This window comes from Sphaerisporangium rhizosphaerae (assembly GCF_042665155.1).
Classification (GTDB): domain Bacteria; phylum Actinomycetota; class Actinomycetes; order Streptosporangiales; family Streptosporangiaceae; genus Sphaerisporangium; species Sphaerisporangium rhizosphaerae.
Genome location: NZ_JBHTCG010000002.1, coordinates 497,246 through 523,150, shown reverse-complemented (window position 1 = coordinate 523,150; position 25,905 = coordinate 497,246). Strand labels below are relative to the sequence as shown.

The 25,905-nt window shown below is 70.4% G+C and carries 21 protein-coding genes; 14 read left to right on the top strand and 7 right to left on the bottom strand.

The window, feature by feature from the left end:
- Positions 1-702 (bottom strand): hypothetical protein, encoded by a 702-nt coding sequence (locus ACFQSB_RS04945; RefSeq protein ID WP_354927119.1) that lies wholly within the window; start codon positions 700-702, stop codon positions 1-3.
- Positions 703-946: 244 nt separating this feature from the next.
- On the opposite strand from ACFQSB_RS04945, the gene ACFQSB_RS04940 reads away from it, so the two are divergent.
- Entirely contained in the window at positions 947-1,924 is a 978-nt protein-coding gene (locus ACFQSB_RS04940; RefSeq protein WP_380824479.1) for a pirin family protein, read from the top strand.
- A gap of 117 nt (positions 1,925-2,041) precedes the next feature.
- Positions 2,042-2,791 carry an SDR family NAD(P)-dependent oxidoreductase gene (locus ACFQSB_RS04935; protein WP_380824478.1) on the top strand — a complete coding sequence of 250 codons (750 nt, stop codon included), beginning with the start codon at positions 2,042-2,044 and terminating at the stop codon, positions 2,789-2,791.
- Positions 2,792-2,855: 64 nt separating this feature from the next.
- On the opposite strand, the gene ACFQSB_RS04930 is transcribed toward ACFQSB_RS04935, so the two are convergent.
- Positions 2,856-4,115 (bottom strand): nucleotide sugar dehydrogenase, encoded by a 1,260-nt coding sequence (locus ACFQSB_RS04930; RefSeq protein WP_380824477.1) that lies wholly within the window; start codon positions 4,113-4,115, stop codon positions 2,856-2,858.
- A 174-nt stretch (positions 4,116-4,289) separates the two neighbouring features.
- Here ACFQSB_RS04930 and ACFQSB_RS04925 point away from each other — a divergent pair, with 174 nt between their 5' ends.
- The 4 genes from ACFQSB_RS04925 (at position 4,290) to ACFQSB_RS04910 (ending at position 10,116) form a co-directional block, all read left to right on the top strand.
- On the top strand, positions 4,290-5,420 hold the full coding sequence (locus tag ACFQSB_RS04925; protein WP_380824475.1) for an ice-binding family protein: 1,131 nt from the start codon (positions 4,290-4,292) through the stop codon (positions 5,418-5,420).
- Positions 5,421-5,839: 419 nt separating this feature from the next.
- A complete protein-coding gene (locus ACFQSB_RS04920) occupies positions 5,840-7,912 on the top strand; it encodes a DUF4082 domain-containing protein (protein WP_380824474.1) in 2,073 nt (690 codons plus the stop codon).
- 153 nt (positions 7,913-8,065) lie between these two features.
- Entirely contained in the window at positions 8,066-9,220 is a 1,155-nt protein-coding gene (gene rffA, locus ACFQSB_RS04915) for a dTDP-4-amino-4,6-dideoxygalactose transaminase (RefSeq protein WP_380824526.1), read from the top strand.
- A 185-nt stretch (positions 9,221-9,405) separates the two neighbouring features.
- On the top strand, positions 9,406-10,116 hold the full coding sequence (locus tag ACFQSB_RS04910) for a GNAT family N-acetyltransferase (RefSeq protein WP_380824472.1): 711 nt from the start codon (positions 9,406-9,408) through the stop codon (positions 10,114-10,116).
- 159 nt (positions 10,117-10,275) lie between these two features.
- On the opposite strand, the gene ACFQSB_RS04905 is transcribed toward ACFQSB_RS04910, so the two are convergent.
- On the bottom strand, positions 10,276-10,893 hold the full coding sequence (locus tag ACFQSB_RS04905; protein WP_380824471.1) for a hypothetical protein: 618 nt from the start codon (positions 10,891-10,893) through the stop codon (positions 10,276-10,278).
- A 202-nt stretch (positions 10,894-11,095) separates the two neighbouring features.
- Positions 11,096-11,560, bottom strand: a complete 465-nt coding sequence (locus tag ACFQSB_RS04900; RefSeq protein WP_380824470.1) for an ester cyclase — start codon at positions 11,558-11,560, stop codon at positions 11,096-11,098.
- A gap of 104 nt (positions 11,561-11,664) precedes the next feature.
- Here ACFQSB_RS04900 and ACFQSB_RS04895 point away from each other — a divergent pair, with 104 nt between their 5' ends.
- Positions 11,665-12,291, top strand: coding sequence for a TetR/AcrR family transcriptional regulator (locus tag ACFQSB_RS04895; protein ID WP_380824468.1), 627 nt, complete (start codon positions 11,665-11,667; stop codon positions 12,289-12,291).
- Positions 12,292-12,337: 46 nt separating this feature from the next.
- On the opposite strand, the gene ACFQSB_RS04890 is transcribed toward ACFQSB_RS04895, so the two are convergent.
- On the bottom strand, positions 12,338-12,838 hold the full coding sequence (locus tag ACFQSB_RS04890) for an ATP-binding protein (RefSeq protein WP_380824466.1): 501 nt from the start codon (positions 12,836-12,838) through the stop codon (positions 12,338-12,340).
- Positions 12,839-13,007: 169 nt separating this feature from the next.
- Here ACFQSB_RS04890 and ACFQSB_RS04885 point away from each other — a divergent pair, with 169 nt between their 5' ends.
- The 4 genes from ACFQSB_RS04885 (at position 13,008) to ACFQSB_RS04870 (ending at position 16,775) form a co-directional block, all read left to right on the top strand.
- On the top strand, positions 13,008-13,826 hold the full coding sequence (locus ACFQSB_RS04885) for a helix-turn-helix domain-containing protein (RefSeq protein ID WP_380824464.1): 819 nt from the start codon (positions 13,008-13,010) through the stop codon (positions 13,824-13,826).
- Entirely contained in the window at positions 13,819-14,019 is a 201-nt protein-coding gene (locus tag ACFQSB_RS04880; protein WP_380824462.1) for a DUF397 domain-containing protein, read from the top strand. The genes ACFQSB_RS04885 and ACFQSB_RS04880 overlap by 8 nt, the downstream gene beginning before the upstream one ends.
- A gap of 205 nt (positions 14,020-14,224) precedes the next feature.
- Positions 14,225-14,656 (top strand): RICIN domain-containing protein, encoded by a 432-nt coding sequence (locus ACFQSB_RS04875; RefSeq protein ID WP_380824461.1) that lies wholly within the window; start codon positions 14,225-14,227, stop codon positions 14,654-14,656.
- A gap of 376 nt (positions 14,657-15,032) precedes the next feature.
- Positions 15,033-16,775 (top strand): PQQ-dependent sugar dehydrogenase, encoded by a 1,743-nt coding sequence (locus tag ACFQSB_RS04870; protein ID WP_380824459.1) that lies wholly within the window; start codon positions 15,033-15,035, stop codon positions 16,773-16,775.
- A 568-nt stretch (positions 16,776-17,343) separates the two neighbouring features.
- Here ACFQSB_RS04870 and ACFQSB_RS04865 read toward each other — a convergent pair.
- Positions 17,344-18,330, bottom strand: coding sequence for a glycosyltransferase family 2 protein (locus ACFQSB_RS04865; protein ID WP_380824457.1), 987 nt, complete (start codon positions 18,328-18,330; stop codon positions 17,344-17,346).
- Between the two features lie 357 nt (positions 18,331-18,687).
- Between ACFQSB_RS04865 and ACFQSB_RS04860 the strand changes: the two genes are divergently transcribed.
- The 3 genes from ACFQSB_RS04860 to ACFQSB_RS04850 are packed head-to-tail and all read left to right on the top strand — an operon-like array spanning position 18,688 to position 21,457.
- On the top strand, positions 18,688-19,755 hold the full coding sequence (locus ACFQSB_RS04860) for a glucose-1-phosphate thymidylyltransferase (RefSeq protein ID WP_380824456.1): 1,068 nt from the start codon (positions 18,688-18,690) through the stop codon (positions 19,753-19,755).
- On the top strand, positions 19,752-20,729 hold the full coding sequence (gene rfbB, locus ACFQSB_RS04855; protein ID WP_380824455.1) for a dTDP-glucose 4,6-dehydratase: 978 nt from the start codon (positions 19,752-19,754) through the stop codon (positions 20,727-20,729). The genes ACFQSB_RS04860 and rfbB overlap by 4 nt, the downstream gene beginning before the upstream one ends.
- 17 nt (positions 20,730-20,746) lie before the next feature.
- Positions 20,747-21,457 (top strand): class I SAM-dependent methyltransferase, encoded by a 711-nt coding sequence (locus ACFQSB_RS04850; protein WP_380824453.1) that lies wholly within the window; start codon positions 20,747-20,749, stop codon positions 21,455-21,457.
- A gap of 74 nt (positions 21,458-21,531) precedes the next feature.
- On the opposite strand, the gene ACFQSB_RS04845 is transcribed toward ACFQSB_RS04850, so the two are convergent.
- Entirely contained in the window at positions 21,532-25,785 is a 4,254-nt protein-coding gene (locus tag ACFQSB_RS04845) for a DUF4082 domain-containing protein (RefSeq protein WP_380824451.1), read from the bottom strand.
- Positions 25,786-25,905: the final 120 nt, after the last annotated feature.

Here is a 25,905-nt window from a genome sequence, read left to right as displayed (position 1 = left end):
TCACCCGGGAATTCGCTTGACCTTGAAGGACTGCGCGATCTTCCCGATCTCCCCGGCGCGCTCCCGGTAGCAGGTGGCCGAGCAGCGGATGAGCAGGACCGATACGCGCGTGCCGTCGGCGGCGAGGTAGGCGGTCTGGTCGAAGGTCTGCACCGGTCCTCCGAGGACCTTGAAGTTGTAGACCACGTGGACGCCCCGGACGCCGTTGTCGGACGGCAGCACCTCGTCGTGCAGGAGCTCGAAACCTTTGAAGGGATAAGCGGCCGACTCCTCCATCTGCTTGCGGAGCTCGTCGGTGACCACGACCGGCAGCATCCCGGCGTTGCGCAGCCCGTTCAGCGAGACCTGGTCGCGTTGCGCCTCGGTCAGGGCGGACACCATGGCGAAGGCGAAGGGCTCGTCGGGCACGGCCGCCGGGGCGAGCAGGTGGTCGGCGGACGGGGTGCCGAACCCGTCATAGGCGACGGTCCATGACAACTTCTTCTCGGCCTGCGCGAGCGCGGAGCTCATGTCGCCGAAGATCTTCTCGTCGAGGGACTTCTGGTCCACTTTGCGCCACGACGCGGGCACCTTGAAGTAGCTCTGCCCGTCGCCGCCCATCACATAGGTGAAATCCGCACCACCACAGCCGGCCGACGCCCCGACCAGGACGGCGATCGCCGCCGCCACGACCAGCCGTGCCCCCACCCGCGTTCTCTCCACAGGGGCCATACCTCCGCTTTGCGGGCCAACACGGTAACTGTGCCCGCTTTTCGGAGCTCCTCCCCTTCCCCGGCTGGGGAAATCTTGACCAAATCTTGCCGCAAGTTAGCTCAACTTGTTACATGCCCGGACGTTCGGCGACCCCGCCACCGCTCCGGGAATAGTTGAAATCTAAACTTCTGTTAGGGGGAGTATCGTCGCTCCCCTGGCGGCTCCTCGCCGCCGACCTGTAGGAAGGGTTCCCATGCCGGCCGTAACCATCGACAACCCTTTGAGCCTGCCGCGCGTGGCCGCGCCGGCCGATGCCGTGCCCCGTCCCGTGCGGGGGGTCACGACCGCGCCGAGCGGCTTCGAAGGCGAGGGCTTCCCGGTCCGCCGGGCCTTCGCCGGCATCCACTACCGTCACCTGGACCCGTTCATCATGATGGACCAGATGGGCGAGGTTGACTACCAGCCCGGAGAGCCCAAGGGAACCCCCTGGCATCCGCACCGGGGCTTCGAGACCGTCACCTACATCATCGACGGCATCTTCGACCACCAGGACTCCAACGGCGGCGGTGGCACCATCACCAACGGCGACACCCAGTGGATGACGGCCGGAGGCGGGCTGCTCCACATCGAGGCGCCCCCGGAGCACCTGGTCGTGTCCGGCGGGCTCTTCCACGGTCTGCAGCTGTGGGTGAACCTTCCGGCCAAGGACAAGATGATGGCGCCCCGCTACCAGGACATCCGCGGCGGCAGCGTCCAGTTGCTCACCTCCCCCGACGGCGGCGCGCTGCTGCGCGTCATCGCCGGCGAACTGGACGGCCACGCGGGTCCCGGCATCACCCACACGCCGATCACGATGATCCACGCGACGCTGGCGCCGGGCGCCGAGGTCACCCTGCCGTGGCGCGAGGACTTCAACGGCCTGGCGTACGTGCTCGCGGGCCGCGGCACGGCCGGCGCCGAGCGCCGCCCGGTCCACCTCGGCCAGACCGCCGTCTTCGGCGAGGGCTCCTCGCTGACCGTCCGCGCGGACGACAGGCAGGACTCCCACACGCCCGACCTGGAGGTGGTCCTGCTCGGGGGCCGCCCCATCCGCGAGCCGATGGCGCATTACGGGCCGTTCGTCATGAACACCCAGCGAGAGCTGCAGCAGGCGTTCGAGGACTTCCAGGCGGGGCGGCTGGGAACGATCCCGGCCGTGCACGGGATGTCCGAGGGCGGCCCCCGGGGCTGATCCACCGGTCCCCGCCGATCCCCGGGGATCCCCGGCGATCCCCGGCGGCAGGGCGCGACCCCGCCCCTGCCGCCGGGCGGCCGACGACCGGACGGCACTTCTCGCTAGTCTTTCCGCATGCCCACCGCACTGATCACGGGCGCGACCGCCGGCATCGGCGCCGCCTTCTGCCGCAGGCTCGCCGCCGACGGCTTCTCGCTGATCCTGGTCGCCCGCGACGAGAAGCGCCTGGCCGCTTCGGCGTCGGAGCTGCACCGGCGCTACGGCGTGTCCTGCCAGACGCTGCCCGCCGACCTCGCCACCGACAAGGGCATCGCGGCGGTGGAGGAACGGCTGCGCGAGGGCGTCGACCTGCTGGTGAACAACGCCGGATTCGGTCACCCGGGCGAGGCCCTGGACGTCCCGGTCGCCGACGAACTGGTCATGCTGCGCGTGCACTGCGAGGCGGTGCTGCGCCTGACGCTGGCCGCCCTGCCGGGCCTGCGCGCCCGGGGACGCGGCGGCGTGATCAACGTCGCCTCGGTCGCGGCGTTCTTCCCCTACGGCACCTACAGCGCGTCCAAGGCGTGGGTGGTGAACTTCAGCGAGTCACTGGCCGCGCAGATCCCCGAGCCGCAGGTGCGCGTGATGGCGCTGTGCCCCGGGTTCGTGCGCACCGAGTTCCACGAGCGGGCCTCGATCGACGCATCGGAGATCCCGGCCTACCTGTGGCTGTCGGCCGACCGCGTGGTGGACGCCGCCATGCGCGACCTGGCCCGCGGCGTGCCGGTGAGCGTGCCCGACCCCCGCTACAAACTCATCGCCGCGGTGGGCAGGTACGTCCCGCGCGGCGTGCTCGGCCGGTTGTCCCGCCGCGCCGGCCGCTGAGCGGCCCAGGCGTTCCCCGGGCCGCCCAAGCCGGTGCCGCCGGGCGTCCCGGGGGTCCCGGGGGTCACAGCCGCTCGACGTTGTCCCCCCGGCAGCGGTTGCGCGCGTCGAAGACGAAGGCGCTCGCCCTCTGGACCAGCTCGTAGTCGAAGCAGTCGTGGTCGGTGAGCACCACGACGGCGTCCGCGCGCGACAGCTCGGCCTCGCTCAGCCGCACCATGTCGAAGTCGGTGGGCATCAGGAAGGTGTCCACGTGCGGGTCGGCGACGCTCACCCGCGCGCCGAGCTTGCACAGCGCCTTGGTCACCTCGATGGCCGGCGACTCGCGGCAGTCGCCGGCGTTCTTCTTGTAGGACAGGCCGAGCACCAGGACGCGGCTGCCCTTCACCGGCTTGCCTCGCTGGTTCAGCGCCAGGGCGAGCCGCTGCACGACGTGGTCGGGCATGTGGTCGTTGATGTCGTTGGCCAGCTCCACGAACCGGAAGTTGTGCCCGAGGCTGCGCTTGACCCGCCACGACAGGTACGAGGGGTCGATCGGCAGGCAGTGGCCGCCGACGCCGGGCCCCGGGGTGAAGCGCATGTAGCCGAACGGCTTGGTGGAGGCGGCGTCGATGGCCTCCCAGACGTCGATGCGCAACTGCTGGGCGAAGATGGACAGCTCGTTGACCAGCGCGATGTTGACGTGCCTGAAGGTGTTCTCCAGCAGCTTGCACAGCTCGGCGACCTGGAGGGAGGACACCGGCACGACCTCGCGCACGATGCGCCCGTAGAAGGCGCGGATGCGTTCCAGGGAGGCCTCGTCGATGCCCGAGACGACCTTCGGGGTGTTGTCCAGGCGCCACCGCGTGTTGCCGGGGTCGATGCGCTCGGGGCTGTAGCCGAGGTGGAAGTCCTCGGGCGTGCGCAGGCCGGAGCCCTCCTCCAGCAGCGGGCGCAGGTGCTCCTCGGTGGTCCCCGGGTAGGTGGTGGACTCCAGGACCACCGTGGCGCCCGGCCGCACGAGCGGCGCGATGGCCGCGCCCGCGGAGCCGATGTGGCGCAGGTCGGGCACCCCGTCCCGCAGCGGCGTCGGCACGGTGATCACGCAGACGTCGAACGCCTCGGCGTCCGCGTAGTCGGCGCTGGCCAGGTAGCGGCCGGAGCGGTGCGCGGCCTCGAGCTCCTCGCCGCTGATGTCCTCGACGTAGGACTCGAAGGCGTTCAGGCGCTTGACCCGCCACTCGTCCACGTCGATGCCCACGACATCGAACCCGGCCTCGACCGCCCTCATGGCCAGTGGCAGGCCCACATATCCCTGCCCGACGACGACCAGCTTTTCACGCATATCCAGACCCCCGGGTCTTCGGAAACGATATGCACGACTGTAAAAGGCCGCCCTTGTTATAACGCCGATCCGGCGGCGCCCCGGGCGTGTCGTTCCGCGCACGCGAACCGCACCGGAGATAGTGAGGCGAGACGCCGATTAGAGCGGTATTGACCCTGAAGAGCGGACGATAATATGTCGAAGACCTTTTTCTCGGCTTTCTCCCGGCAACGCGCCGGCCGTCTCCTGCCGGCCGCGGCCCTCGTGGCCGCCAGCCTGGCGCTCGTCCCCGCGGCCGCGCACGCCGCGGCCGGGGCGGAGTCTCCCCCCGGCGCGCGGGCCGCCGCGGGGCAGCCGCGCGGCGCGCGGATCGTGGTGCCGCCCGTCCTGCTCGGCGACGCGGCCGACTGCGCGATCCTGGCCGGGAACGCGGTGACCAACACCGGCCAGACCCTGGTCGTCGGGGACGTCAACGTGAGCCCGGGAACCACCGTGAACGGCTTTCCCCCCGGCATGGTCAGGGGCAGCATCGACCAGGACAACGCCGAGGCGCGGCGGGAGAGGGCCGCCGCCATCGTCGCCTACAACGACGCGGCCGGACGCCCGCCGACCGCCACCGTGCCCCAGGTCATCGGCAACGACGCCGTGATGACCCCGGGCGTGTACGACACGCCGAGCGACGGGTTCATCCTGAGCGGGACGCTGAAGCTCGACGCCCAGGGCGACCCGAACGCGGTGTTCATCTTCCAGGCCGCGACCCTGGTCACGCTGAGGGTCAGCAACATCGACCTGCTCAACGGAGCGCGCACCGACAACGTCATCTGGCAGGTGGGCGACTCGGCGTTCCTCGGCACCCTGTCGACCTTCCGCGGCAACGTGCTGGCCCGCAACTCGGTCACGGTGAACTCCGGAGCGGCGATGTTCGGCCGGGCCATCGCGCTGAACTCGGTGGTCCAGGCCGCGGGCACCACCTCCGGACCGGCCACCCGCATCACCGTTCCCACCAACCCGCCGACCGTGACGACGCTGACCTCCTCGCCCAACCCCTCGCACGTCAACCAGCCGGTGACCTTCACGGCCACGGTCATGGGCACCGACCAGGGGTTCGTGCCCACCGGGACGGTGCTGTTCAGGAACGGCTCGGTCATCATCGGCTCGGCGCCGCTGAACACCTCCGCCGTGGCCACCTTCACCACCTCGGCGCTGCCGATGGGGGCGCGCCAGATGACCGCCGTCTACGTGCCGAACGGCACCGCGGTCAACGAGGGGTGGGTCTACTTCGAGCCGAGCCAGTCGGCCGTGCTCGTCCAGCAGGTGATCCGCTGACCCGCGGCGGCCACGGGCGCCCGGCCCGCTTCGCCCTCGCCTCCCCCCACACGGGCGAGGGCGGGCGCGACCTTTCCGCGGCCCCTTATGATAATAAATGGCTTCAAATCATCATATGAACAATAGGAAAGCGAATAACACTCCGGAAAGTATTGTCAGCACGAGAACCGGCGGCGTAAAGTGGCGACGCAAAGCGTTACCGAGGCCCCATGATCCCCGCAATCCCAGTCGACACTATTAAAGGCGCCATTGTCAGCACATGTCAGGAGATTCCCCCAGGCGTGGCGCGCCTTCACGCCCCATCTCCGGCCGTCCCGATGACCCGGACGCCCCTACGCGGAAGATCCTGAGTCCCGCCTCGACGCGTTCCCCATCGGCCGCCCCTCCCGGGCGCCGAGATCGCCGAGAAGTTGATTCGCATGTCGAAGTCACCGCACACCAGCAGTTCCCCTCTCCCCAGCGACCGCCCGCGCGCGGGCGTCCGCCTGCGCCGGCACGCCGGCCGGGCCTGTCTCGCCGCGGCCCTGTCGGCCCTGCTGACGGTCGCCGTCTCCATCGCCGTCCCGGCGCCCGCCGGCGCGGCGCAGCCGCCGATCCCCCTCGGCGACGCCGCCTCGTTCGGCGTGCTCGCCGGCACCGCCGTCTCCAACACCAACCAGACAGCCGTCACCGGAGACCTCGGGGTCAGCCCCGGCAGCTCGGTGGTCGGCTTCCCGCCCGGCACCGTGAGCGGATCCACCCACGCCGGCGACGCCGCGGCCGCGGCGGCCGTCGCCGACGCCGGCGCCGCCTACGACGCCGCCGCCGCCCGCACCCCGATCGTCCCGGCGGCCGCCGAACTCGGCGCCACCACCAAGCCCCCGGGCGTGTACTCCCCGAACACCGGCAGCACCTTCCAGATCACCGGCACCCTCACGCTGGACGCGCAGGACGACCCCGACGCCCTGTTCATCTTCCGCGCCGCCACGCTCACGACCGCCAACGTCAGCAACATCGCCCTGATCAACGGCGCGCAGGCCGACAACGTCTTCTGGCAGATCAGCGGCTCGGCCACGCTGGGCACCACCTCCACCTTCCGCGGCAACGTGCTGGCCGCGGACAACGTGACGGTCAGCAGCGGCGCCGCCGTGTTCGGCCGCGTCGTCGCCCTCGGCGGCACGGCCGTCCTGCAGGGCACGACCAGCGGGCCGAAGACCCGCATCACGGTGCCCAACGACCCGCCGACCACCACCGCCCTGAGCACCTCGGCCAACCCCACCAGGGACGGCCAGTCGGTGACCTACACCGCGACGGTCAGCCAGGTCTCGGGCACCCTGGTGCCGCAGGGCCGGGTGGCCTTCAAGGACGGCGACTCGGTCATCGGCTCCGACTTCGTCGACCCCTCGGGCGTGGCCACCTTCACCACCTCGGCCCTTCCCACCGGGCAGCATCCGATCACCGGCGTCTACCTGGGCGGGGACACCTCCAGCAGCGAGGGCATCGTCCACTTCGCGCCGAGCACGTCCAACCAGATCGTGCAGACGGTCACCACGTCGATCTGGGCGCCCTCCGACACCCCGGCCGTCGCCGCGGCGTCCGACGGCAGCGCCGTCACGCTCGGCGTGAAGTTCCAGCCGACGTCGAACGGCACGATCAGGGGCGTCCGCTTCTACAAGGGCTCCACCAACACCGGCACCCACGTCGGCGGCCTGTGGACCACCGGCGGCACGCTGCTGGCCAGCGCGACCTTCAGCGGCGAGACGGCCTCGGGATGGCAGCAGGTCAACTTCTCCACCCCGGTCGCCGTCACCGCCGGCACCACCTACATCGCCTCGTACTTCGCCCCGTCGGGGCACTTCTCCTACACTCTGAACTACTTCACCACGCAGCACGCCAACGGCCCGCTCGTCGCGCTCGCCGACGGCGTCCAGGGCGGCAACGGCGTCTACGGCTACAGCGCCACCAGCGCCTTCCCCTCCAGCACCTACCAGTCCGCCAACTACTGGGTCGACGTGGTGTTCGTGCCGGCCAAGAGCCTGTGGGCGCCCACGGCGACCCCTGCGGTGGCCAACAACCCCGACTCGCGCCCCGTCGTGCTCGGCGTCAAGTTCCAGGCCACCACGGCCGGCGTCATCGAGGGCATCCGGTTCTACAAGGGCTTGTTCAACAATGGCACCCACACCGTCAGCCTGTGGACCGCCGGCGGCACGCTGCTCGCCAGCGCCACCGCGAGCGGCGAGACGGCCTCGGGGTGGCAGCAGGCCAACTTCTCCACCCCGGTGTCCATCAGCGCCGACACCACCTACGTGGCGTCCTACCACACGACCTCGGGGTTCTTCTCCAACACCACCCCGTACTTCACCTCGCAGTTCACCAGCGGCTCGCTCATAGCGCTGCTGGACGGCCAGCAGGGCGGCAACGGCGTCTACGCCTACAACGCCACCAACACCTTCCCCACCAACACCCACCAGAGCTCCAACTACTGGGTGGACGTCGTGTTCACCATCACCTAGCCCTTCCCCCGCCCCCTGACGGGCCCGGCTCTCCCCTGGCGGGCGGAGCCGGGCCCGGTCGACGCGGACGTAAGGCTTTCGCAAGAGCTCGCCAACGCCGGCGCCGACACGGTTCCTCTCGCCGCCCGCCGGTGGTCGACTGCCCGGGTGAGCATGATCGATCTGAGCACGATCCCCTTCAACCATCCCCACCTGGCGGCGAACGAGCTGGACTACCTCGCCGAGGCGGTGCGCGGGGGGCTCACCTCCGGCGACGGCCCGTTCACCCGGCGGGCCACCGCGCTGCTGCGCGAGCTGACCGGCGCCCGCCAGGCGCTGCTGACCACCTCCTGCACGCACGCGCTGGAGATGTCGGCGATCCTGCTCGGCCTGCGCCCCGGCGACGAGGTCGTCATGCCGTCGTTCACCTTCGTGTCCACGGCCAACGCCTATGCCCTGCGCGGGGCGGTCCCGGTGTTCGCCGACTGCCGGCCCGACACGCTCAACCTGGACGAGCGGCTGGTCGAGGCCGCCCTCACCGAGCGCACGCGCGCCATCGTGGTCGTCCACTACGCCGGGGTGGCCTGCGCGATGGAGACCCTGTGCGCGATCGCCGACCGTCACGGCCTGGCCCTGATCGAGGACAACGCCCACGGGCTGGGCGGCTCCCACCACGGCCGGCCCCTCGGGTCCTTCGGCCGCATGGCGGCGCAGAGCTTCCACGTCACCAAGAACGCGCAGTGCGGCGAGGGCGGCGCGCTGCTGCTCAACGACGACGACCTGGTGGCGGGCGCCGAGATCGTCCGCGAGAAGGGCACCGACCGGAGCCGGTTCTTCCGCGGCCAGGTGGACAAGTACCGCTGGGTCGAGATCGGCTCCAGCTACCTGCCCTCCGATGTGCTGGCCGCGCAGCTCACCGCGCAACTGGAGGAGTTCGGCACCATCCAGGCGCGGCGGCACCGGGTGTGGGACGCCTACCACGCCGGGCTGGCCGACTGGGCGGACGCCCACGGCGTCACCCGGCCCACCGTCCCGCCCGGCCTGGCCCACCCCGCCCACCTGTACTACCTGCTGATGCCCTGTCTGGGCTCCCGTCAGGGGATCATCGCCCACCTGGCGGAGCGGGGCGTGCGGGCCGCGTTCCACTACCAGCCCCTGCACACCGCCCCGGCGGGCCTGCGCTACGGCCGCACGGCCGAGGGCGGCTGCCCGGTCACCGAGGACGTGGCCGACCGCCTCGTCCGGCTCCCGCTGTTCACCGGCCTGACCGACTCCGACATCACCCGCGTCATCGAGGCCGTCCGCTCCTACACCCCCCGCACACCGTGACGCCCCGCGACACCGACACCGGCCCCACCCCGGCGTCCCCCACTAACGCCGCGACGCCCACGACATCGAACCCGGCCCCGGACGCGACACGGAACCCGAAGCCGGACGCGACTCGACTACCGGCAACGGACCCGATCTCGGGCGCGCCGTCTCTTACCCGCGCCTGGCCCTCGCATCTGCGCGCCATGCCCTCTCCACTGGAGACGGCGCGGTTCGGCCGGACCGTGGAGCGCCTCACCGTCACGGCCGATTCCCCCGCCCGCCTGGACGACGTGCGCGAGGCGATCCTCGCCTCGACCGCCGAGGTCCTGGTCCTGCGCTACCCCGCCGAGCACGTCACCTGGTACGCGGGGCTCACCGGACTGGGCCGCACGGCCCTGTTCGCCGACGCGCTCGTGTACTGGCACCTGGTCGCCGGGCGCGGCCGCCCGCCCGAGCCGTCCCCGGACCTCGGCACCAGGCCGATCAGCGGGGCGGTCGAGGTCGAGGACCTGGTGGACGCGATCTTCTCCGGCTACGCCAACCACTACGCGGCCAACCCCCTGTTCACCGCCGCCCAGGCGACCGCGGGATACCGCGAATGGGCGCTGCGCTCCGCCGAGGAAGGGCACTGCCTCGCGCTGCACGACCCCGGCACCCAGGCGCTGCTCGGCCTGGCCACCCTGGACGAGGACGGCCCCGCGACGGAGATCCTGCTGGCCGGGGTCGTCCCCTCGGCCCAGGGACGCGGGCTGTACGGTCACCTCCTCAAGGGCGTGGAGGACCGCGCCCTCGCCCGCGGCGCGACGCGCGTGCTCATCTCCACCCAGGCCCACAACGTCCGCGTCCAGCGCGCCTGGTCCCGCTACGGCTTCGAACCCGTCCGCACGGTCCTGACGGTGCACCTGCTCCGATAACGCCCCACCCGCCGTCACGCCGGAGACGCCCTGGAGCGGCCCGGCGATGACAGGATGACGAGTTAAGACGCCGGCGAAGCGAAATCCATCGTCGCCTGATCTCTCCCGATGGTGAGACGCTCCCCCACCGGCCTACGCGCCGGTAAGTGCGCGTGCCTCTTATGGCAGGCGCCGCCATGCCAGGCGCAGGGCCTCGATCTCTACGGGGGTGCTCTCGCGGGCGATGCACGGAATGTCGAGGATGTGACGGCTCTCGGGCAACCTGCCGCGGACCACGGAGGCGTCCTTGAGGATCTGCTCGTAGAGTGAGACGCCGTCCATGCAGAACACGTCGATGACCGCGACCCGCCCGTCGAGCGCCCGCCGCACGTTGCCGGGGTTCAGATCGATGCCGTCCCACCAGGGCGTCCGGGCCCGGAACTCGGCGTCGACCTCGACAGCGGTCCGGCGCACCTCGGTCAGGGCGGCGTCACCCCCGCCCGTCCGCCACTGGCGGGCGACCTCCTTCGCCCGTGCGGGGTCGAGCGGGGCCAGGAACTCCAGCACGGCCAGCGTGCCACCGCCGTCCAGCGGGGTGTCGAAGACGACGCGCGGCAGGTAGGGGTTGCCGGGCCGGCGGCGGCACAGTTCGAGGAAGGCGGCATAGGCCGGGTCGAACGGGCACACCCTGGCCACCCACATGCCGTCGGGAGAGCGCAGCCCGACCGCCCAGTCCCCGACGCCGCACGGCGTCCACCCCGCCAGCACCAACTCGGCCGTGGCCTCTCGATGGGTCATCGCAGGCCACCCCAGCTCCGGCAACACCCCCGCAGCGTACGGAACGCCCGTACCACCTCGCACGCGGATTTCCGCCCGGGCCGGACGCCCCCCGACCTTCGGAGGCGAGACCTGGGACGCATCTTTCGGGAGTTCGATGCGAGGCTGCGCTGGTGAGCGACGCGCGAACGGTGGTCCGATGTGTACGCGGCCGAATCTCGGGTCAGTGCCGGATCTGCCGGCCCGTGTCCGTTTGTGCGGGCCCTTCGACGCTGTCGTCGGCGCTCAGTTGACGTCCCATCGCCGCCAGGTCGGCCAAGGCCCAGTGTTCCGCCAGCTTGCCGTTCTGAACGCGGATCATGTCAAGCCCGGTCACCTCGTAGCGGCGTCCCGAGGCGGAGTGCGTGCCGCGAAGGGTATAACGATTGACGGAGAAGTCGCCTGACGCGACGTTGTGCTCCACCGTCACCGAGACGTCCTGGAAGCCGTCGTGCATGTGCTCCCACTTGTCCTTCCAAGCGTCCAGACCATGGTGGTCGCCGGACGTGCCGCCGCGGTGATCGATGACCTCGGGATGGATGAGCGCCAGCGCCTCCTCCATCCGCCCCGCACCCCCCAGTTCGATGATGCGTCGATGTACCTCGGCCGCGGAGACCTGTAACGCGACCTCTTCTATCTCGTGTGACACGAATCGTCCTTTCCGGGGTCGAAGCACTCAGGTAACCGGGGATATCCCCGGTTATGCGATTCCGGTACTGTAAGCGGGGAGTTCCCCGATTGGCAAGGAGGGCCATGCCATCCTTCGATGCCGGCCTCGCGCCGGACCGGCCCCAGGCGCCCCGCCTTCGACGGGCGGACGCCCAGCGCAACTACGAGCGCTTGCTGGCGACCGCCAGGGAGGTCTTCGCCGAACGCGGCGCCGACGCCCCTCTCGACGAGATCGCCCGCCGCGCCGGAATCGGCAACGCCACGATGTACCGGCATTTCCCCACGCGCAGCGAACTGCTCATCGCGGTCTACGCCGATGAGGTGGCCGCGCTGTGCTCCCAGGGGGAGTCTCTGCTCACGGACGCCTCACCTGGTGACGCGCTGTTCGAGTGGCTCGGCGCCTTTCTCGCCCACGTGGCGACGAAACGCGACCTGGCGCTGACGATCCCCGACGACCAGGAGGGACAGCGCTCAGAGCTGTTCGACCGCTGGCACACCGCGATGCGCGCCATCGCGTCCAAGCTCCTCGCGCGCGCGCAGGACGCCGCCGCGGCGCGGGCCGATCTCGATCCGTCCGACCTGCTCACACTGGCCGCCGGGATCGCCGCCGCCAGCACCGGCCCCGAACAGGCCGAGAGGTGCCTTGAGGTCCTTCGTCACGGCATCAGCCGCGATGGAAGAGGGCGACGGCGAGGGTTGCAGGGGGGCTGACTTCCGCCACCCGTGGGGGAAGCGGATCCACGCCGTCGCCCTCGCTCTACGGGCGGACCTCCTCGGCCGGCAATGGATCGACGCCCACGCTCGCGTGCGATTCACAGGCAGGATCGGCCGACTCACGCTGCCACGGGGATGACGGTGTGCCGTGCGCCGGCTCGTACTTGACCTGGAACCAGACCGTCCTGCCGGCGGCGTCGTCGTGGACGGCCCAGCGGTACGACAGCGTCTCCACGAGCATGAGGCCCCGGCCACCCTCGGCGTACATGTCGGCGCGGACTTCGGGGGCCGCTTCACCTCCGGCGTCAACCACGTCCACGTGGACGAGGTCGCGGCAGTCGGCGAGAGCGAGGGTGATCCTCCCGCCGTTCCTCGAATTAGAGTGAAGGACAGAATTGGTGACAAGCTCGGAAACCAGCAGCGTCACGTCGTCCAAAGCCGGATGATCCTTGCCGAGCTTCGCTTTGACGAACTCCCTCGCAATCGACACCGACTCGGGAGCTCCAACCAAATCCATGACGCCCAGCAGACTTCCTGTCCTCATTTGTCAGCCTTTCGCACTCGGAGAAGTGCGGGTCGCAGATGACTTCGCCTTATGAGATTGACAACAGCGAGCTACGATCACCAGGTAAACCCACTCACGGTGCACCACACTTATGTGAGTAGGTGCGTGAGCAAGCCGAAATACCTTCGATTCGGTTGGATGGCATGATTTGACCGCTCCGAGAGACACCGGCCCCATTAAGGCACCGCGCGCCATTTTCGCCGCAGAACTGCGCCGCCACCGGAACACTGCGGGCCTTACACAAAAGGCACTCGGAGCGCGCATAAGCTTCTCGGACTCCCAGGTGGCCATGGTCGAGGCCATGAGGAGAGCCCCGACCGAAGCCTTCGCACGCGAGTGCGACAGAGTCCTCGGTCTGGACGGCACGCTGATGAACCTCTACATGGCCACGACCTGGAACACGGCGCCTGCGTATTTCCGGCCCTGGCTGGAAGAGGAGGCGGACGCCACAGGGCTGAAGAGCTGGGAACCGGTGCTCATCCCCGGCCTGCTTCAGACGGAGGCGTACGCCCGTGAGATGTTCGCGACCTCTCCGGGCATCACCCGCGAGGAGATCGACCAACGCCTGGCCGGCCGCATGCGGCGGCAGACCATTCTCAACCGCGACGATCCCCCGCTGATCAGCATCGTTCTGGATGAGGCGGTGCTTCACCGGTCCATCGGTGGCGAAGAGGTGATGCGCGCACAGCTACAGTCCGTGCTCGAAGTCGCCGAGCACCCCCACGTGACCATCCAAGTCGTCCCGTACGAGGCTGAGGCGCACTGCGGGCTGATAGGCGGGTTCATCATCGCAGAACGGAACGGAACGGCCTACGCCGCATACGCGGATGCGCAGCCTGTAGGACGCACCCTTGAAGACCGGCAGGTCATCGGCCAACTTTCGACCAGATATGACGCAATTCGGGCTGAGGCTCTACCGTTCAGGCAGTCGGTCAAGCTCATACGGAAAGTGGTGGACCATGGGTGACCCTCTGGGCGCACAGTGGCGCAAAAGCACGTATAGCGGCGACACCGGCAACTGCGTCGAGGTCGCATCAAACCTGCCCGGGTGCGTCGCCGTCAGGGACAGCAAGATCCCGACCGGCTCGAACCTGACCTTCGCGCCGGCTGAGTGGTCGGCTTTCGTGACCGGCCTCAAGACCCGCGCACTGGACGGCTGAGCGCGCCAAGCCCATAAGGTCGCGGGCGGGAGGGCGGCCGGGCGCCGGATCGCGCGGGAGGGCGATCTCGCGCGATCCGCCGTCGAGCGGGCACGAGATCCGTAGGGGTCACCTGTCGAATGTTGCCGCCTGGTAAGTGGTCGGAAAAGAACATGTGCGGCAAGATGACTCGAGGATCGAAGGGGTTCAGGAAAGGACGCGCAACTTGACTGACATCGAATCAGGAAAAGTGTACAGAATACGGAACGCGAAGTCCGGCACCTATATCGATATCGCCGAGAACGGCGGCACGGTCCATGCCATCGGAAACCCTTCGAATGACAGCGACACCCAGATGTGGCAGCTCAACCGGATCGGGGACGGGTGGACCCTGCGGAACGTCGGAACAGGTACATACCTCAGCACCGATCATCAGCCGAAGAATGACGACGGCGCCCTTCTGCGGGAATCCCCGTTCGAGTGGCACGTGTGGGAGGAAGAGGCGGTCGCGCTGTCCTGCCGCGTGTGTGTCCCCAACTGTAAGAAAGATCTCGAAGTCACGAACCGCGGGTCCTCCGACCCCGGAACGCGGATAGCGGTATGGGGAAGATGGGAGGGGCAGAACCAGATGTGGTTCTTCGAGGAGTGCAAGTCATAGCACCGATCACACCGGCGATCCCGTCGATCAACTGCCGCCCGCCGAACCGCGATGGCCGACCTGGCCGCTCATCCACGACGAGGAGATCGGCGCGCTGACCGTCGCAGCCATCCGGACTCTGTGCATGCACGGTGCATCGTGGTCATCTGACCCAGGATGTCTGTCGGCGACTCGGATTGCTTGGTGGCCCCAGCCGGAGGACGCCCGCCGACCCACGGCGCCTCGCGCCGGGTCGTGAAAGTTTCCCGTCCCGGGGCGCGGCCGGCGGCATACGCGCAGGTCGGCGAGCGGTCGCCCGCCCGATGATTGCCCCGGGCGCGGCCGGCGCTTTCGATGGGGACGAGCCGGTAGCCTCCGTCCCGTTCCGGAGCGTGTGATGCCCAAGCACCTGTACTCGGCACTCTCCATCGTCCTTTGCGTCATGATCGCCGCCATGGCGCTCGTCGTGACCCGGCCTGCCGCCGCGGGCGCGGGGACAGGCGGATTCGACTTCACCCGGGCACAGGTCGCCACTGTGGGGCTGCAGGTGCCCTGGGGCATGGCTTTCCTCCCCGACGGCAGCGCCCTCGTCTCCGAACGCGACACCGCGACCATCGCGCAGGTGCGTCCCGGCTCTTTGCCCATACAGGTGGCCATGGTCCCGAACGCGTATCCCGGAGGTGAGGGGGGCCTGCTCGGCATCGCGCTCTCTCCCACGTTCGCGCAGGACCAGTTGGTCTACGCGTACATCAGCTCCGTCTCCGACAACCGGGTGGTCCGGTTCCAGCTCAGCACTCCGCAGACCCAGCGGGTGATCCTCGCCGGCATCCCCCGGGGCCAGTCCCGCAACGGCGGGCGCATCGCGTTCGGCCCCGACGGCATGCTGTACGTGGCCACGGGCGACGCGGGCTACCCCGCGTACGCCCAGAGCTCGAACCTCGGCGGCAAGATCCTGCGCATCACCCGCGACGGCGCGGTTCCCACGGACAACCCGTTCTCCGGCTCACCGGTCTACAGCTACGGCCACAGCAATGTTCAGGGGCTCGCCTGGGACGAGGCCGGCTTGCTGTACGCCACGGAATTCGGTCAGAACTCCACGGACGAGATCAACTACATCCGGCCGGGTCACAACTACGGCTGGCCCGCCTGCGAGGGCATGTGCGGTAACCCGAGCTACACCAACCCCCTGGTGACCTGGAGCGATAGCGAGGCGTCCCCCAGCGGCCTGGCGTACGCCAACAGGACGCTGTTCGCCGCGGCCCTCGCCGGTAAGCGTCTGTGGACGGTGCCGGTCAGCGGCGGCAACAGGGTGGGCACTCCCGTGGCCGAGCTGCGGGAGAGGCCGGGCCGGCTGCGCACCGTGGCGGTCGGCCCGGACGGCTGGCTCTGGGTGGCGACGAGCAACCGCGACGGCAGGGGGACGCCGGGCCCCAGCGACGACTTGATCATCCGGATCCCGCCCGTCGGCCCATCCGGCCCGTCGACCTCACCATCCGGCCCGTCCCCCTCACCCTCCGGCCCGGAGGCCTCCCCGTCGGCCAGCCCGTCGGCCTCGTCGCCGGGCGGCTCCTCGCCGTGCCCCACCCCTTCGCCCAGCCCTTCACCGTCGCCCACACCCAGCCCGTCAGTGTCCCCCAGCGTCTCCCCCTCGCCCGGCGTCTCGCCATCGCCCAACGCCTCCCCCTCCCCCTCCCCCAGCCTCTCGCCCTCGCCCAGTCCTTCACCCTCGCCCAGTCCTTCACCTTCGCCCAGTCCTTCACCATGCCCCTCGCCGTCACCCAGCCCCTCGCCAACGCCCAGCCCGTCGCCGTCGCCGTCACCCAGTCCGTCGCCGTCCACGGGTACACGCTCCTGCGAAGCGACGATCCGGTTCTTTCTCCAGTGGACGACGGCCTCCTGGGGCGAACTGACGGTGCGCAACACGGGAACGTTGCCCATCACCTCGTGGACCGTCGTCTTCAAGGTTCCCAACGGGCTGACCTACCTGCAGTGGAACGGCTACAACCCGCCAGGATCCACGGTGACCGTCACCCAGAACGGCGTACTCCTGCCAGGCGATTCGGTGACGGTGCAATTCCCGATCGGCTGGTCCGGCGGCGCTGTCGCGGCTCCGTCGCCCATCACCTGCACGGCCAGATAACGCCTCGCCTACGGGATCAAGGCGGACCAGGCGGACGCCCCTGGACTCTCGCCGGCCTCCCGCGTGGCGCGGAGCGCTCGGCCCACGAGTGTGGCGTCACCCTGCTGCCGGACACCTTCGGGGCAAGACCGTCTGGGCCATCTGGCGACCAGCCCTTCCACCCACCGACGGTGAAGCCCGAAACCGGACGCCGAAGAGTTGACGCGGGCGCCATGGCCTTCCGTACGAGATGAACAGCGTGGGGAAGTCGGCGTGCCCGCCTCGGCTCGCGCTGTCAGCGGCTATGAGGCAGCCATATCGGCAGGGCGTCCAGTAGGGCGTCCCATCCCTCTGTCAGCAGCCACCACATGCCCAAGGCGAGCACGACACCCGTCAGTAGCGTTACCAGGACCAGCTTCGCCAAAGCTCGTCCAGAGCGTCGAGTCGAGTACCGGGAGGTCACCACAGCGCCAGTCAATCAGGCGAGCGGGTGGCGGACCAGACCTCACCGGGCAGGCGGCAGCACAGACAGGAAGACCATGGTTCAACGGTCAAGGCTCGTCGGCTTCGGGCGCCGGGACGCCTTGGGTCAGTTGACGCCGCCGGGGCGGTAGGGCTTGGGGGTGGGGTGGTAGGTGAGGTCCGAGGGGATGTGGGCGCCGGCGCGTTCGCGGATGACGTAGGTGGGGCGGCCCATGCCGCTGCCGTGGATGCGGCCGACGTACTCGCCGAGGACACCGATGGACATGAGCTGGGCGGCGGAGAACAGGGCGACCATCGAGGCGATGGTGGTGAACCCGGCCACCGTGGTGTCGCCGGCGATGAAGCTCCACAGCACCGAGCCGCCCAGCAGCAGCCCGATGACGCCCACGAGGAAGCCCAGGTAGCTGGCCACGCGCAGCGGCGTGGTGCTGTAGCCGAGGAGCATGTTCATGGCGTGCCGGACCAGCAGCCGCGGCGTGTAGGCCGAGCGGCCGTGGCCGCGCTCGTTCATGTGCACCTTGACCGAGCCGACGCGGGTGGTGGCCCAGGAGAAGGCGACGTCCAGGGAGGCGTGCGGGCCGGACAGGTCGTGGAAGCCCTCGCGCAGCGGCGTGCGGAAGGCGCGGAAGGCGCTGATGGCCCGGGCCGTGCGCACGCCGAGCGCGAGCGCCATGGCGGCCTTGACCGACCGGGAGGCGAGGCTGCGGAGCAGCCCGTGCTCCTCCTTGTGCGGGACGCCGTACACCAGGTCCAGGCGGTCGCCCTCCAGCGCGGCCAGCAGTTGCGGGATCTGCTCGGGCAGGTGCTGCAGGTCGTCGTCCATCGTCACCACGACGTCGAACGCGGCCTCCCTGATCCCGGCGACCAGGGCGTTGTGCTGGCCGTAGTTGCGCGACAGGTGGATCGCGCGGACGACGTCGAAGCGCGCCGCGAGGTCCGCGGCGGTCCGCCAGGTGTCGTCGGGGCTGCCGTCGACGACGAGGATCACCTCGTGCCGGACCGACACCTCACGCAGGACCGGCAGCAGCCTTGCCACCAGCGTGGGAAGCACCCGGGCGGAGCGGTAACACGGAATGACCACCGACACCGACATTGATCCCCCGATCATCTCTCGCCCGCAGCCGACCACATCGCCGCAGGTGGACGCCAGGACCGCTGCGGCTCGTCGCGGTGTCCTTGGCGCGGCGTTGCCGCGCGCCGGGCACGGGCCCGCCCGGCTTTTGCCGATCGTGAGGAGCCGTTTGCGCGAGCGGACGGGGCGGGAAGAGGGGCACGGACGGGGACGGACCAGGCGCGGGCGTCGGCGGCCGCGTGACCCGACCCCCCGCGGCGGCAACCGGGGGCCCATTGTTCGGCAAAGCCGCGGACGTCGGGGGGCCAGGTGGTCCGAGCGCCCATAGATTCGGGCCCGTCGATCGGCCATGTGTTCTCGCGGGAAGGCAAGTGAGCGATGAAAGCGCTCGTTCTGGCAGGTGGAAGGGGCACGAGGCTGCGCCCGCTGACCCACACCTCGGCCAAGCAGTTGGTCCCCGTCGCGAACAGGCCGGTGCTGTTCTACGGCCTGGAGGCCATCCGCGACGCCGGCATCACCGAGGTCGGCGTGATCATCGGCGACACCGGCCGTGAGGTCCGCGAGGCCGTCGGGGACGGTTCGGCGTTCGGCCTTTCGATCACCTACATCCCCCAGGAGGCCCCGCTCGGGCTGGCCCACTGCGTGCTGATCGCCCGGGAGTTCCTGGGCGACGACCCTTTCGTCATGTACCTGGGCGACAACTTCCTGGTGGGCGGCATCCGTGACCTGGTGGACGCCTTCCGCGACGCCGGCCACGACGCCCAGCTCCTGCTCACCAAGGTGGCCGAGCCGCAGTTCTACGGCGTCGCCGAGCTCGGGCCCTCCGGGGAGATCCTGAGCCTTGAGGAGAAGCCCGCCCGCCCGCGCGGCGACCTGGCGATCGTGGGCGTCTACACCTTCTCCCCCGCGATCCACGAGGCGGTCCGGGCGATCCGGCCGTCGGCGCGCGGCGAGCTGGAGATCACCGACGCGGTGACCTGGCTGATCGCCAACGGCTTTCGCGTCCACTCGCACCTGGTCAGCGGCTACTGGCGCGATACCGGGCGGTTGCAGGACATGCTGGAGTGCAACCGCATCGTGCTGGAGGGCGTCGAGCCGCGCATCCGCGGCACCGTCGACGGGTCGTCGGAGGTGTCGGGCCGGGTGGTCATCGAGACCGGGGCCTCGGTGCGCGGGTCGGTGATCCGCGGGCCCGCGGTGATCGGCGCGGGGGCGCGCATCAGCGGGTCCTACATCGGTCCCTACACCTCGATCGGCGAGCGCTGCGTGCTGGAGGACGCCGAGGTGGAGTACGCCATCGTCTGCGAGGAGTCGACGGTTCGGGGCGTCTCCCGGCTGACCTACTCGCTGATCGGCCGCAACGTCGAGGTGGTGCGGGCGCAGGGCGTGCCGAACGCGCTGCAGCTGATGGTGGGCGACCACAGCAGGGTGCAGGTGCGGGCATGAGGCTGCTGGCCACCGGCGGGGCCGGTTTCATCGGGTCGAACTACGTGCGCTCGCTGCTGTCCGGCGCCTACGCCTCCTGCGCGGACGCGCGGGTCACGGTGCTGGACAAGCTGACCTACGCCGGCAACCCGGCCAACCTGCGGCCGGTCGCCGGCCACCCGGGGTACGCGTTCGTCCACGGGGACATCGCCGACGCCGGACTGCTCGCCGAGGTGGTGCCCGGCCACGACGTGATCGTGAACTTCGCCGCCGAGACGCACGTCGACCGGTCGATCGCCGGCGCGGCGGACTTCGTGACGACCAACGTGCAGGGCACCCAGCGGCTGCTGGACGCGGCCCTGGCGGCCGGCGTGCGCACGGTGGTGCAGGTGTCGACCGACGAGGTGTACGGGTCGATCGCCGGCGGGTCGTGGGAGGAGTCGGCGCCGCTGCGGCCCAACTCGCCCTACTCGGCCGCCAAGGCGGGGGGCGACCTGCTCTGCCGGGCCTACCACCGGACCTACGGGCTGGACGTGCGGGTCACCCGCTGCTCCAACAACTACGGGCCGTACCAGCACCCCGAGAAGGTCATACCTCTGTTCGTCACCAACCTGATCGACGGGCTGCCCGTCCCCCTGTACGGCGACGGCGGCAACGTGCGCGAGTGGCTGCACGTGGACGACCACTGCCGCGCCGTGCAGCTCGTGCTCGACAAGGGCTGCGGCGGCGAGGTGTACAACATCGGCGGCGGGGTCGAGCTGACCAACCTCGCGCTGACCGAGCGGCTGCTGGCCGCGTTCGGGGCCGGCTGGGACATGGTCGTCCCGGTCGCCGACCGCCCCGGCCACGACCGGCGGTACTCGGTGGACAGCGGGAAGATCGGGGCGCTTGGGTTCGCACCGGAGGTCGACTTCGAGCGCGGGCTGGCCGAGGTCGTCCGCTGGTACCGCGATCACCGGGACTGGTGGCGGCCGTTGAAGACATCGGGTCATTAGGGTCACTAGGAGGAGCCATGGAGGCCACGGAGATTCGCCGCACGGTCGAGATCGAGGACCGCCACTGGTGGTTCCGCGAACGACGCGCCCTCCTCGCGCGCGAGCTGCGCGAGCTGCGGCGGCTCGGCCCGCCCGGGCGGGCGCTGGACATCGGGGCGGCGGGGGGCGGCAACACCCGCGTCCTGGTCGACCACGGCTGGGACGCGCTGGTCGCGGACTTCTCGCAGACGGCCGTCGACCTGGCGCGCGAGCGCGGGCTGCAGGCCATCCACGCCGACGCGCGCAACCTTCCCCTGCCGGACGGTCACTTCGACCTGGTGCTGGCGTTCGACGTGCTGGAGCACATCGAGGAAGACGAGCTGGCCGTCCGGGAGATCCTGCGCGTGCTGCGTCCGGGCGGCACCGCGCTGATCACGGTGCCGTGCGACATGGCGCTGTGGTCGGCGCACGACGTGGCCTCCGGGCACGTCCGCCGCTACACCCGCGACGGGCTGCGCTCGGTGCTCTCGCGGGAAGGCCTGGTCATCGAGCGGATGTGGAGCTGGAACGTCCTGCTGCGGCCGGTCGTGGCGCGCCGCAGGAAGCACACCTCGGGGTCCGATGTCGTGGAGACGCCTCCGCTGGTCAACATGGCGCTGTCCGCCGTGATCGCGGCCGAGCGGTACCTGCCGGTCCGGTCGCTGCCCGGAGTCTCGCTGATCACCAGGGGGCGCCGCCCGGAGCGCTGACGGCCGAAGACCCGTGGAGATGACGGTGGCCCCGCTCGCGGACGCGAGCGGGGCCACTTCGGTGTGCGGGCAGGTCAGGCGGGCGGCTCGGGGCGGCGCGCCCCGGACGGCCCGGCCGCGCGCACCTCGGCGACGCGCGGCGCAGGGACGCCGGCCTCGGGACGGCGCGTCCCGGCCCCGGATGGTCCGGCGACACGCGTCTCAGGGACGCGCGGGCCGGGACGGCGTGCCCCGGGTGGTCCGGTGACGCGTGGTGCGCCGCCCACGTTCCCCTGGTCGTACAGCACGTCGACCCAGTAGTTGGCCGCCTGGTAGGTGTACTGCGGGAAGGTGTTCACCGGGCTGTAGATGTACACGCCGTTCCCGCCGGAGGCGTCGGACGCCGGGGCCAGGAGCGGGAAGTTCGTGTACTGGCCGGTGAAGTACTGCAGTGTGTAGGAGAAGTGCCCCGCGGTGGTGTTGTACGAGGCGATGTACGTCGTGCCCGCGGTGACCGGCACCGGGGTGGCGAAGTACGCCTGCTGCCAGCCCGACTCGGTCTCGTCGGTGAAGGTCACGCTGGCCAGGAGCTGGCCGCCCGTGGTCCACAGGCTGCCGACGTGGGTGCCGGTGTTCTGCGGGCCCTTGTAGAAGCGGATCCCCCTGATGGTCCCGTTGGCGGTGGCCTGGAACTTCACGCCGAGCACGACCGGGTCGGAGTCCGGGTGGGACACGATGTCGGGCGTCGCCGCGTTGTTCCACAGACTCTGCGACGCGGCGAACACCACGTCCACCCAGTAGTTGGCGGACTGGAAGGTGTTCTGCGGGAAGGTGTTCACCGCGTTGTAGGCGTACACGCCGTTGCCGCCTTCGGCGCCGTCGGCGAGCGCCGTGAGCGGCGGGTTGCTGTACTGCGTGGTGAAGTACTGAAGGTTGTACGGGAAGTGCCCGGAGGCCACGTAGGTCGAGGCGATGTAGGTCGTGCCGGCCTTCACCTGCACGGGCGTGGCGAAGTTCACCTGCTGCCAGCCCGAGGCCGTCTCGTTGGTGTACGTCGCGCTGGCGAGCAGTTGGCCGTCGGTGGTCCACAGGCTGCCGATGTGCGTGCCGGTGTTCTGCACCCCCTTGTAGAACCGGATGCCCCTGATCTCGCCGGTCGTGGACGCCTGGAACTTCACGCCCGTGGTCACCGGGGTGGTGTCGGGATTGGCCGGGTTCGCCGGGGTGGTGCCGTTGGTCCAGAGGCTGTCCATCGGGGTGAACACCACGTCCACCCAGTAGTTGCTGGCCTGGTAGGTGCTGGTCGGGAAGCTGCTGGAGGTCCCGTACCGGTAGACGCCGTTGCCGCCGTCCACGTTGTTGGCCAGCGCCGTGAGCGGGCCGCTCACCACGTCGGTGGTGAAGTAGGCGAGGTTGTAGGAGTACCTGCCGTTCGGCGCGAAGTAGGAGGCGACGTAGGTGGTGTTGATGTCGACCGGGACCGGCACCGAGAAGTTCACCTGCTGCCAGCCCGAGTCCGTCTCGTTGGTGAACGTCGCGGTGGCCAGCAGTTGTCCCGACGAGGTCCACAGGCTGCCGGTGTGCGTGCCGGTGTTCAGCGACCCCTTGTAGAACCGGATGCCGTTGATGTAGCCCGCGGCCGTGGCCCGGAACTTCACGCCGAGCTCGACGGACTTGGTGTCGGTGCTGTTCAGGGTCGCCGGAACGGTCGTCGGCGGCCAGATGGAACAGGGGCACTGCGTGGTCACCGTCACGGTGACGGTCGTGGGCAGGACCTGCAGGTTGCCGATGTCGTCGACCGCCCGCACCCTGATGGTGACGCTCTGCTGCGAACCGCTCGGCAGCCAGCTGAACTGCCAGTCGGTGCGGCCGGTCGCCTGGAACCACCGCACGCCGTCGAAGGAGATCTCGACGCCGGCCACGACGCCGCCCCCGGTGTCGGCCGCGGTCCCCTGCACCGTGACCGGGATGCCGCTCTCCACCGACGCGCCCGTGGAGGGGCTGTCGATCGTCGAGGTGGGCGGGGCGGTGTCGGTGGACGGGGTGGCCGGGACCAGGCCCGGTTGCAGGCTGGCCGGCTGGCAGTTCATGTCGGCGAACAGGTTGACGGTCGCCTGCTGCATCGTGATGTCGGTGGGCGTGCCCGGCTTGGAGTGGGTGGCGTCCAGCCCCCACGACCACTGGATGGTCCCCGCGCCGAACACCAGCGCGCCGCTCGCCACCTTGTACAGCAGCAGGTTGTGCGTGGCGACGCCCGCCCCGAAGTTGCTGCCGAAGTCGAGCAGGTACTTGTTCGGGGTGGCGATGGTCGTGCGCGAGTACTTCACCGGGCCCGGCGGCTCGAACCCGTTGTCGGGCACCACGTCCCACTCGGACCCGAGCGTCCCGGCCGGGAAGGTCACCACCTGGCCGGGCTGCAGGTTCGCCACCGCGGTGTTGCGCCAGATGCGCATCGAGGAGAAGTCCGCCGGCACGACGATGGCGTCGTTCACCACGCCGTTGACCATGAACAGCGTGCCGGTCAGCCCGTTCTCCGGGCGGCCGCCGTTGGACGGCGGCGAGAAGCGCGGGTCACGCCATGACCCTGTCCACTGCGGGCTCGGGTCGATCTTCTGGTTGGCGTGGGTCTCCTTGTAGCAGACCAGCGTGCGGAACGGCGTGGCGCCGCCGTCGATGCTGGGTTCCCACCGGGTCTTCCAGAAGACCTCGTTGCCGGAGAAGAAGGTGAGATTGACCCCGCTGTCGCGGGCGTTCTCCACGTTCGTCCGCATGTCTTCCGACCAGTACTCGTCGTGGCCGACCGACAGGAAGACCTTGTGCTCCAGCAGCTCGGCGCCGCGGGCCGCGGTGTCGACGCTGGAGAAGTAGCTGACGTCGTAGGCGTTGGCCTCCAGCCACCGCACCATCGGGTACTCGGCGAGGGAGAACCACGTCTCGTTGCCGCCCAGGCAGCACGAGCAGCAGGCGGTGGTGAAGGGGCGGTTGTAGCTCACCTTGTAGGCCCGGCCGGCGGGGCTTCCGGTGTAGAGGCTGTTGCCGCCGTAGGCGTTGTACGCCTGCCAGGCGGTGTCGGAGGTCTTGAACAGCAGCTCCGAGTGCCGTCCGTCGTCGCGGACCACGAAGGTGATGTGGCTGGCGCCGGGCGTGCCGTCGGTGCGCACCAGCTTGGCGAAGTACACGCCCGACACGGCGGTCGGCGGGACGTCCCAGGAGGCGGACACCGCCCAGTTGCCGCAGTCGACCAGGCCGACCGAGGGGTCGGTCAGGCAGGCGGGCTGCGTCTGCGGCAGCGTCGCGGTCGGGTTGACCGTCGTGATCAGCCGGGCCCCCAGACCGCCGTAGTAGCCGTAGCGGTAGATGTCCAGCCGGTAGGACGTGGCCGAGGTGTCGATCTTGAACAGGGCCGTCTCGCCGACGTTGACGCTCATCTGGGTGGCGTAGCCCTGGATGTTGCTGTCACCTGCGCCGGGGATGGCCCATTCGCTGGGCGGGCTGCCGGGCAGGCTGTTCTCGATGCAGATGATCGAGGTGGGCGGGCAGGCAGCGCGGCGGGCCTTCGCCTTCAGCATGTCGCGGCGCCGCCGCTTGTCCCACGCCTTCTCCCAGGCCTTCTGCGCGGCGCGCCACCCGGTGTCGCCCTCCCTGGGCCCCCGGGCCGCACGCAGCCGCGCCGCCGCCTCCTCCAGCCCGGTGCCGTCCTGCGCCGCCGCCCCGGGCTCCGCTCGCGTGCCGTCGGAGGCCGGTGCGGGGCCGTCCTGACCGGGAACGGCCCGCCCCTGGGTGGTGTCACCGGGAGTCCGCCGGCCCGGCACGCCGGCGTCCTGGGCGGCCGTGTCCGGATTGACCGCGCCCGGAATGGCCGCGCCCGATTCGGCCGTGCCTGGAGGGGCCGTGCCCGGAGGCGCCGTGCCCGGAGGGGCCGTCTGGTCCGCCGGGGGCGGATCGTGGGGGCGCCCGGGGCCGCCCTCGGGCGGGCCCCCCTCGGGCGGGCCGCCTTCGGGCGGGTCACCCGAAGGCGGGTCGCCGGGGTCGCCGGCGCCCGGCCTCGCCGGCCCCTCGCCCGGGGCCGGGGCGGGCGTTCCCCGCTCGTCGCGCGCGGCGGGTCCGGCCGCGGTGATGGGCTGGACGGAGGCGGCCGGGAAATCCGCCGCCCGGCGGAAGGCGCCGGACGGCGATCCCGCCGCCGACGCCAGGCCGCAGGGACCCGCGGTCGTCAGCACGACCGCCACACAGGTGCCCAAGGTGATCCGGCGCGTCCAGGTCCACCGCGACGGCCCGGCCGCCCGGCCGCCCGTGACGAGTGCGTCGGAGTCCAGCGAACGGCCGTGAAAAGGCCACGTCATGCTCATGCGCGCAAGCGTTACAACACGCGCGCTCGGCCGTACCTCCGGACGCACCCGCCCAGCCCTATCCTTGCCGCCCTTTGCCCAGGCCGGGAGCCTGCGGCCCTCCGCGCGGGCCTGGTGACG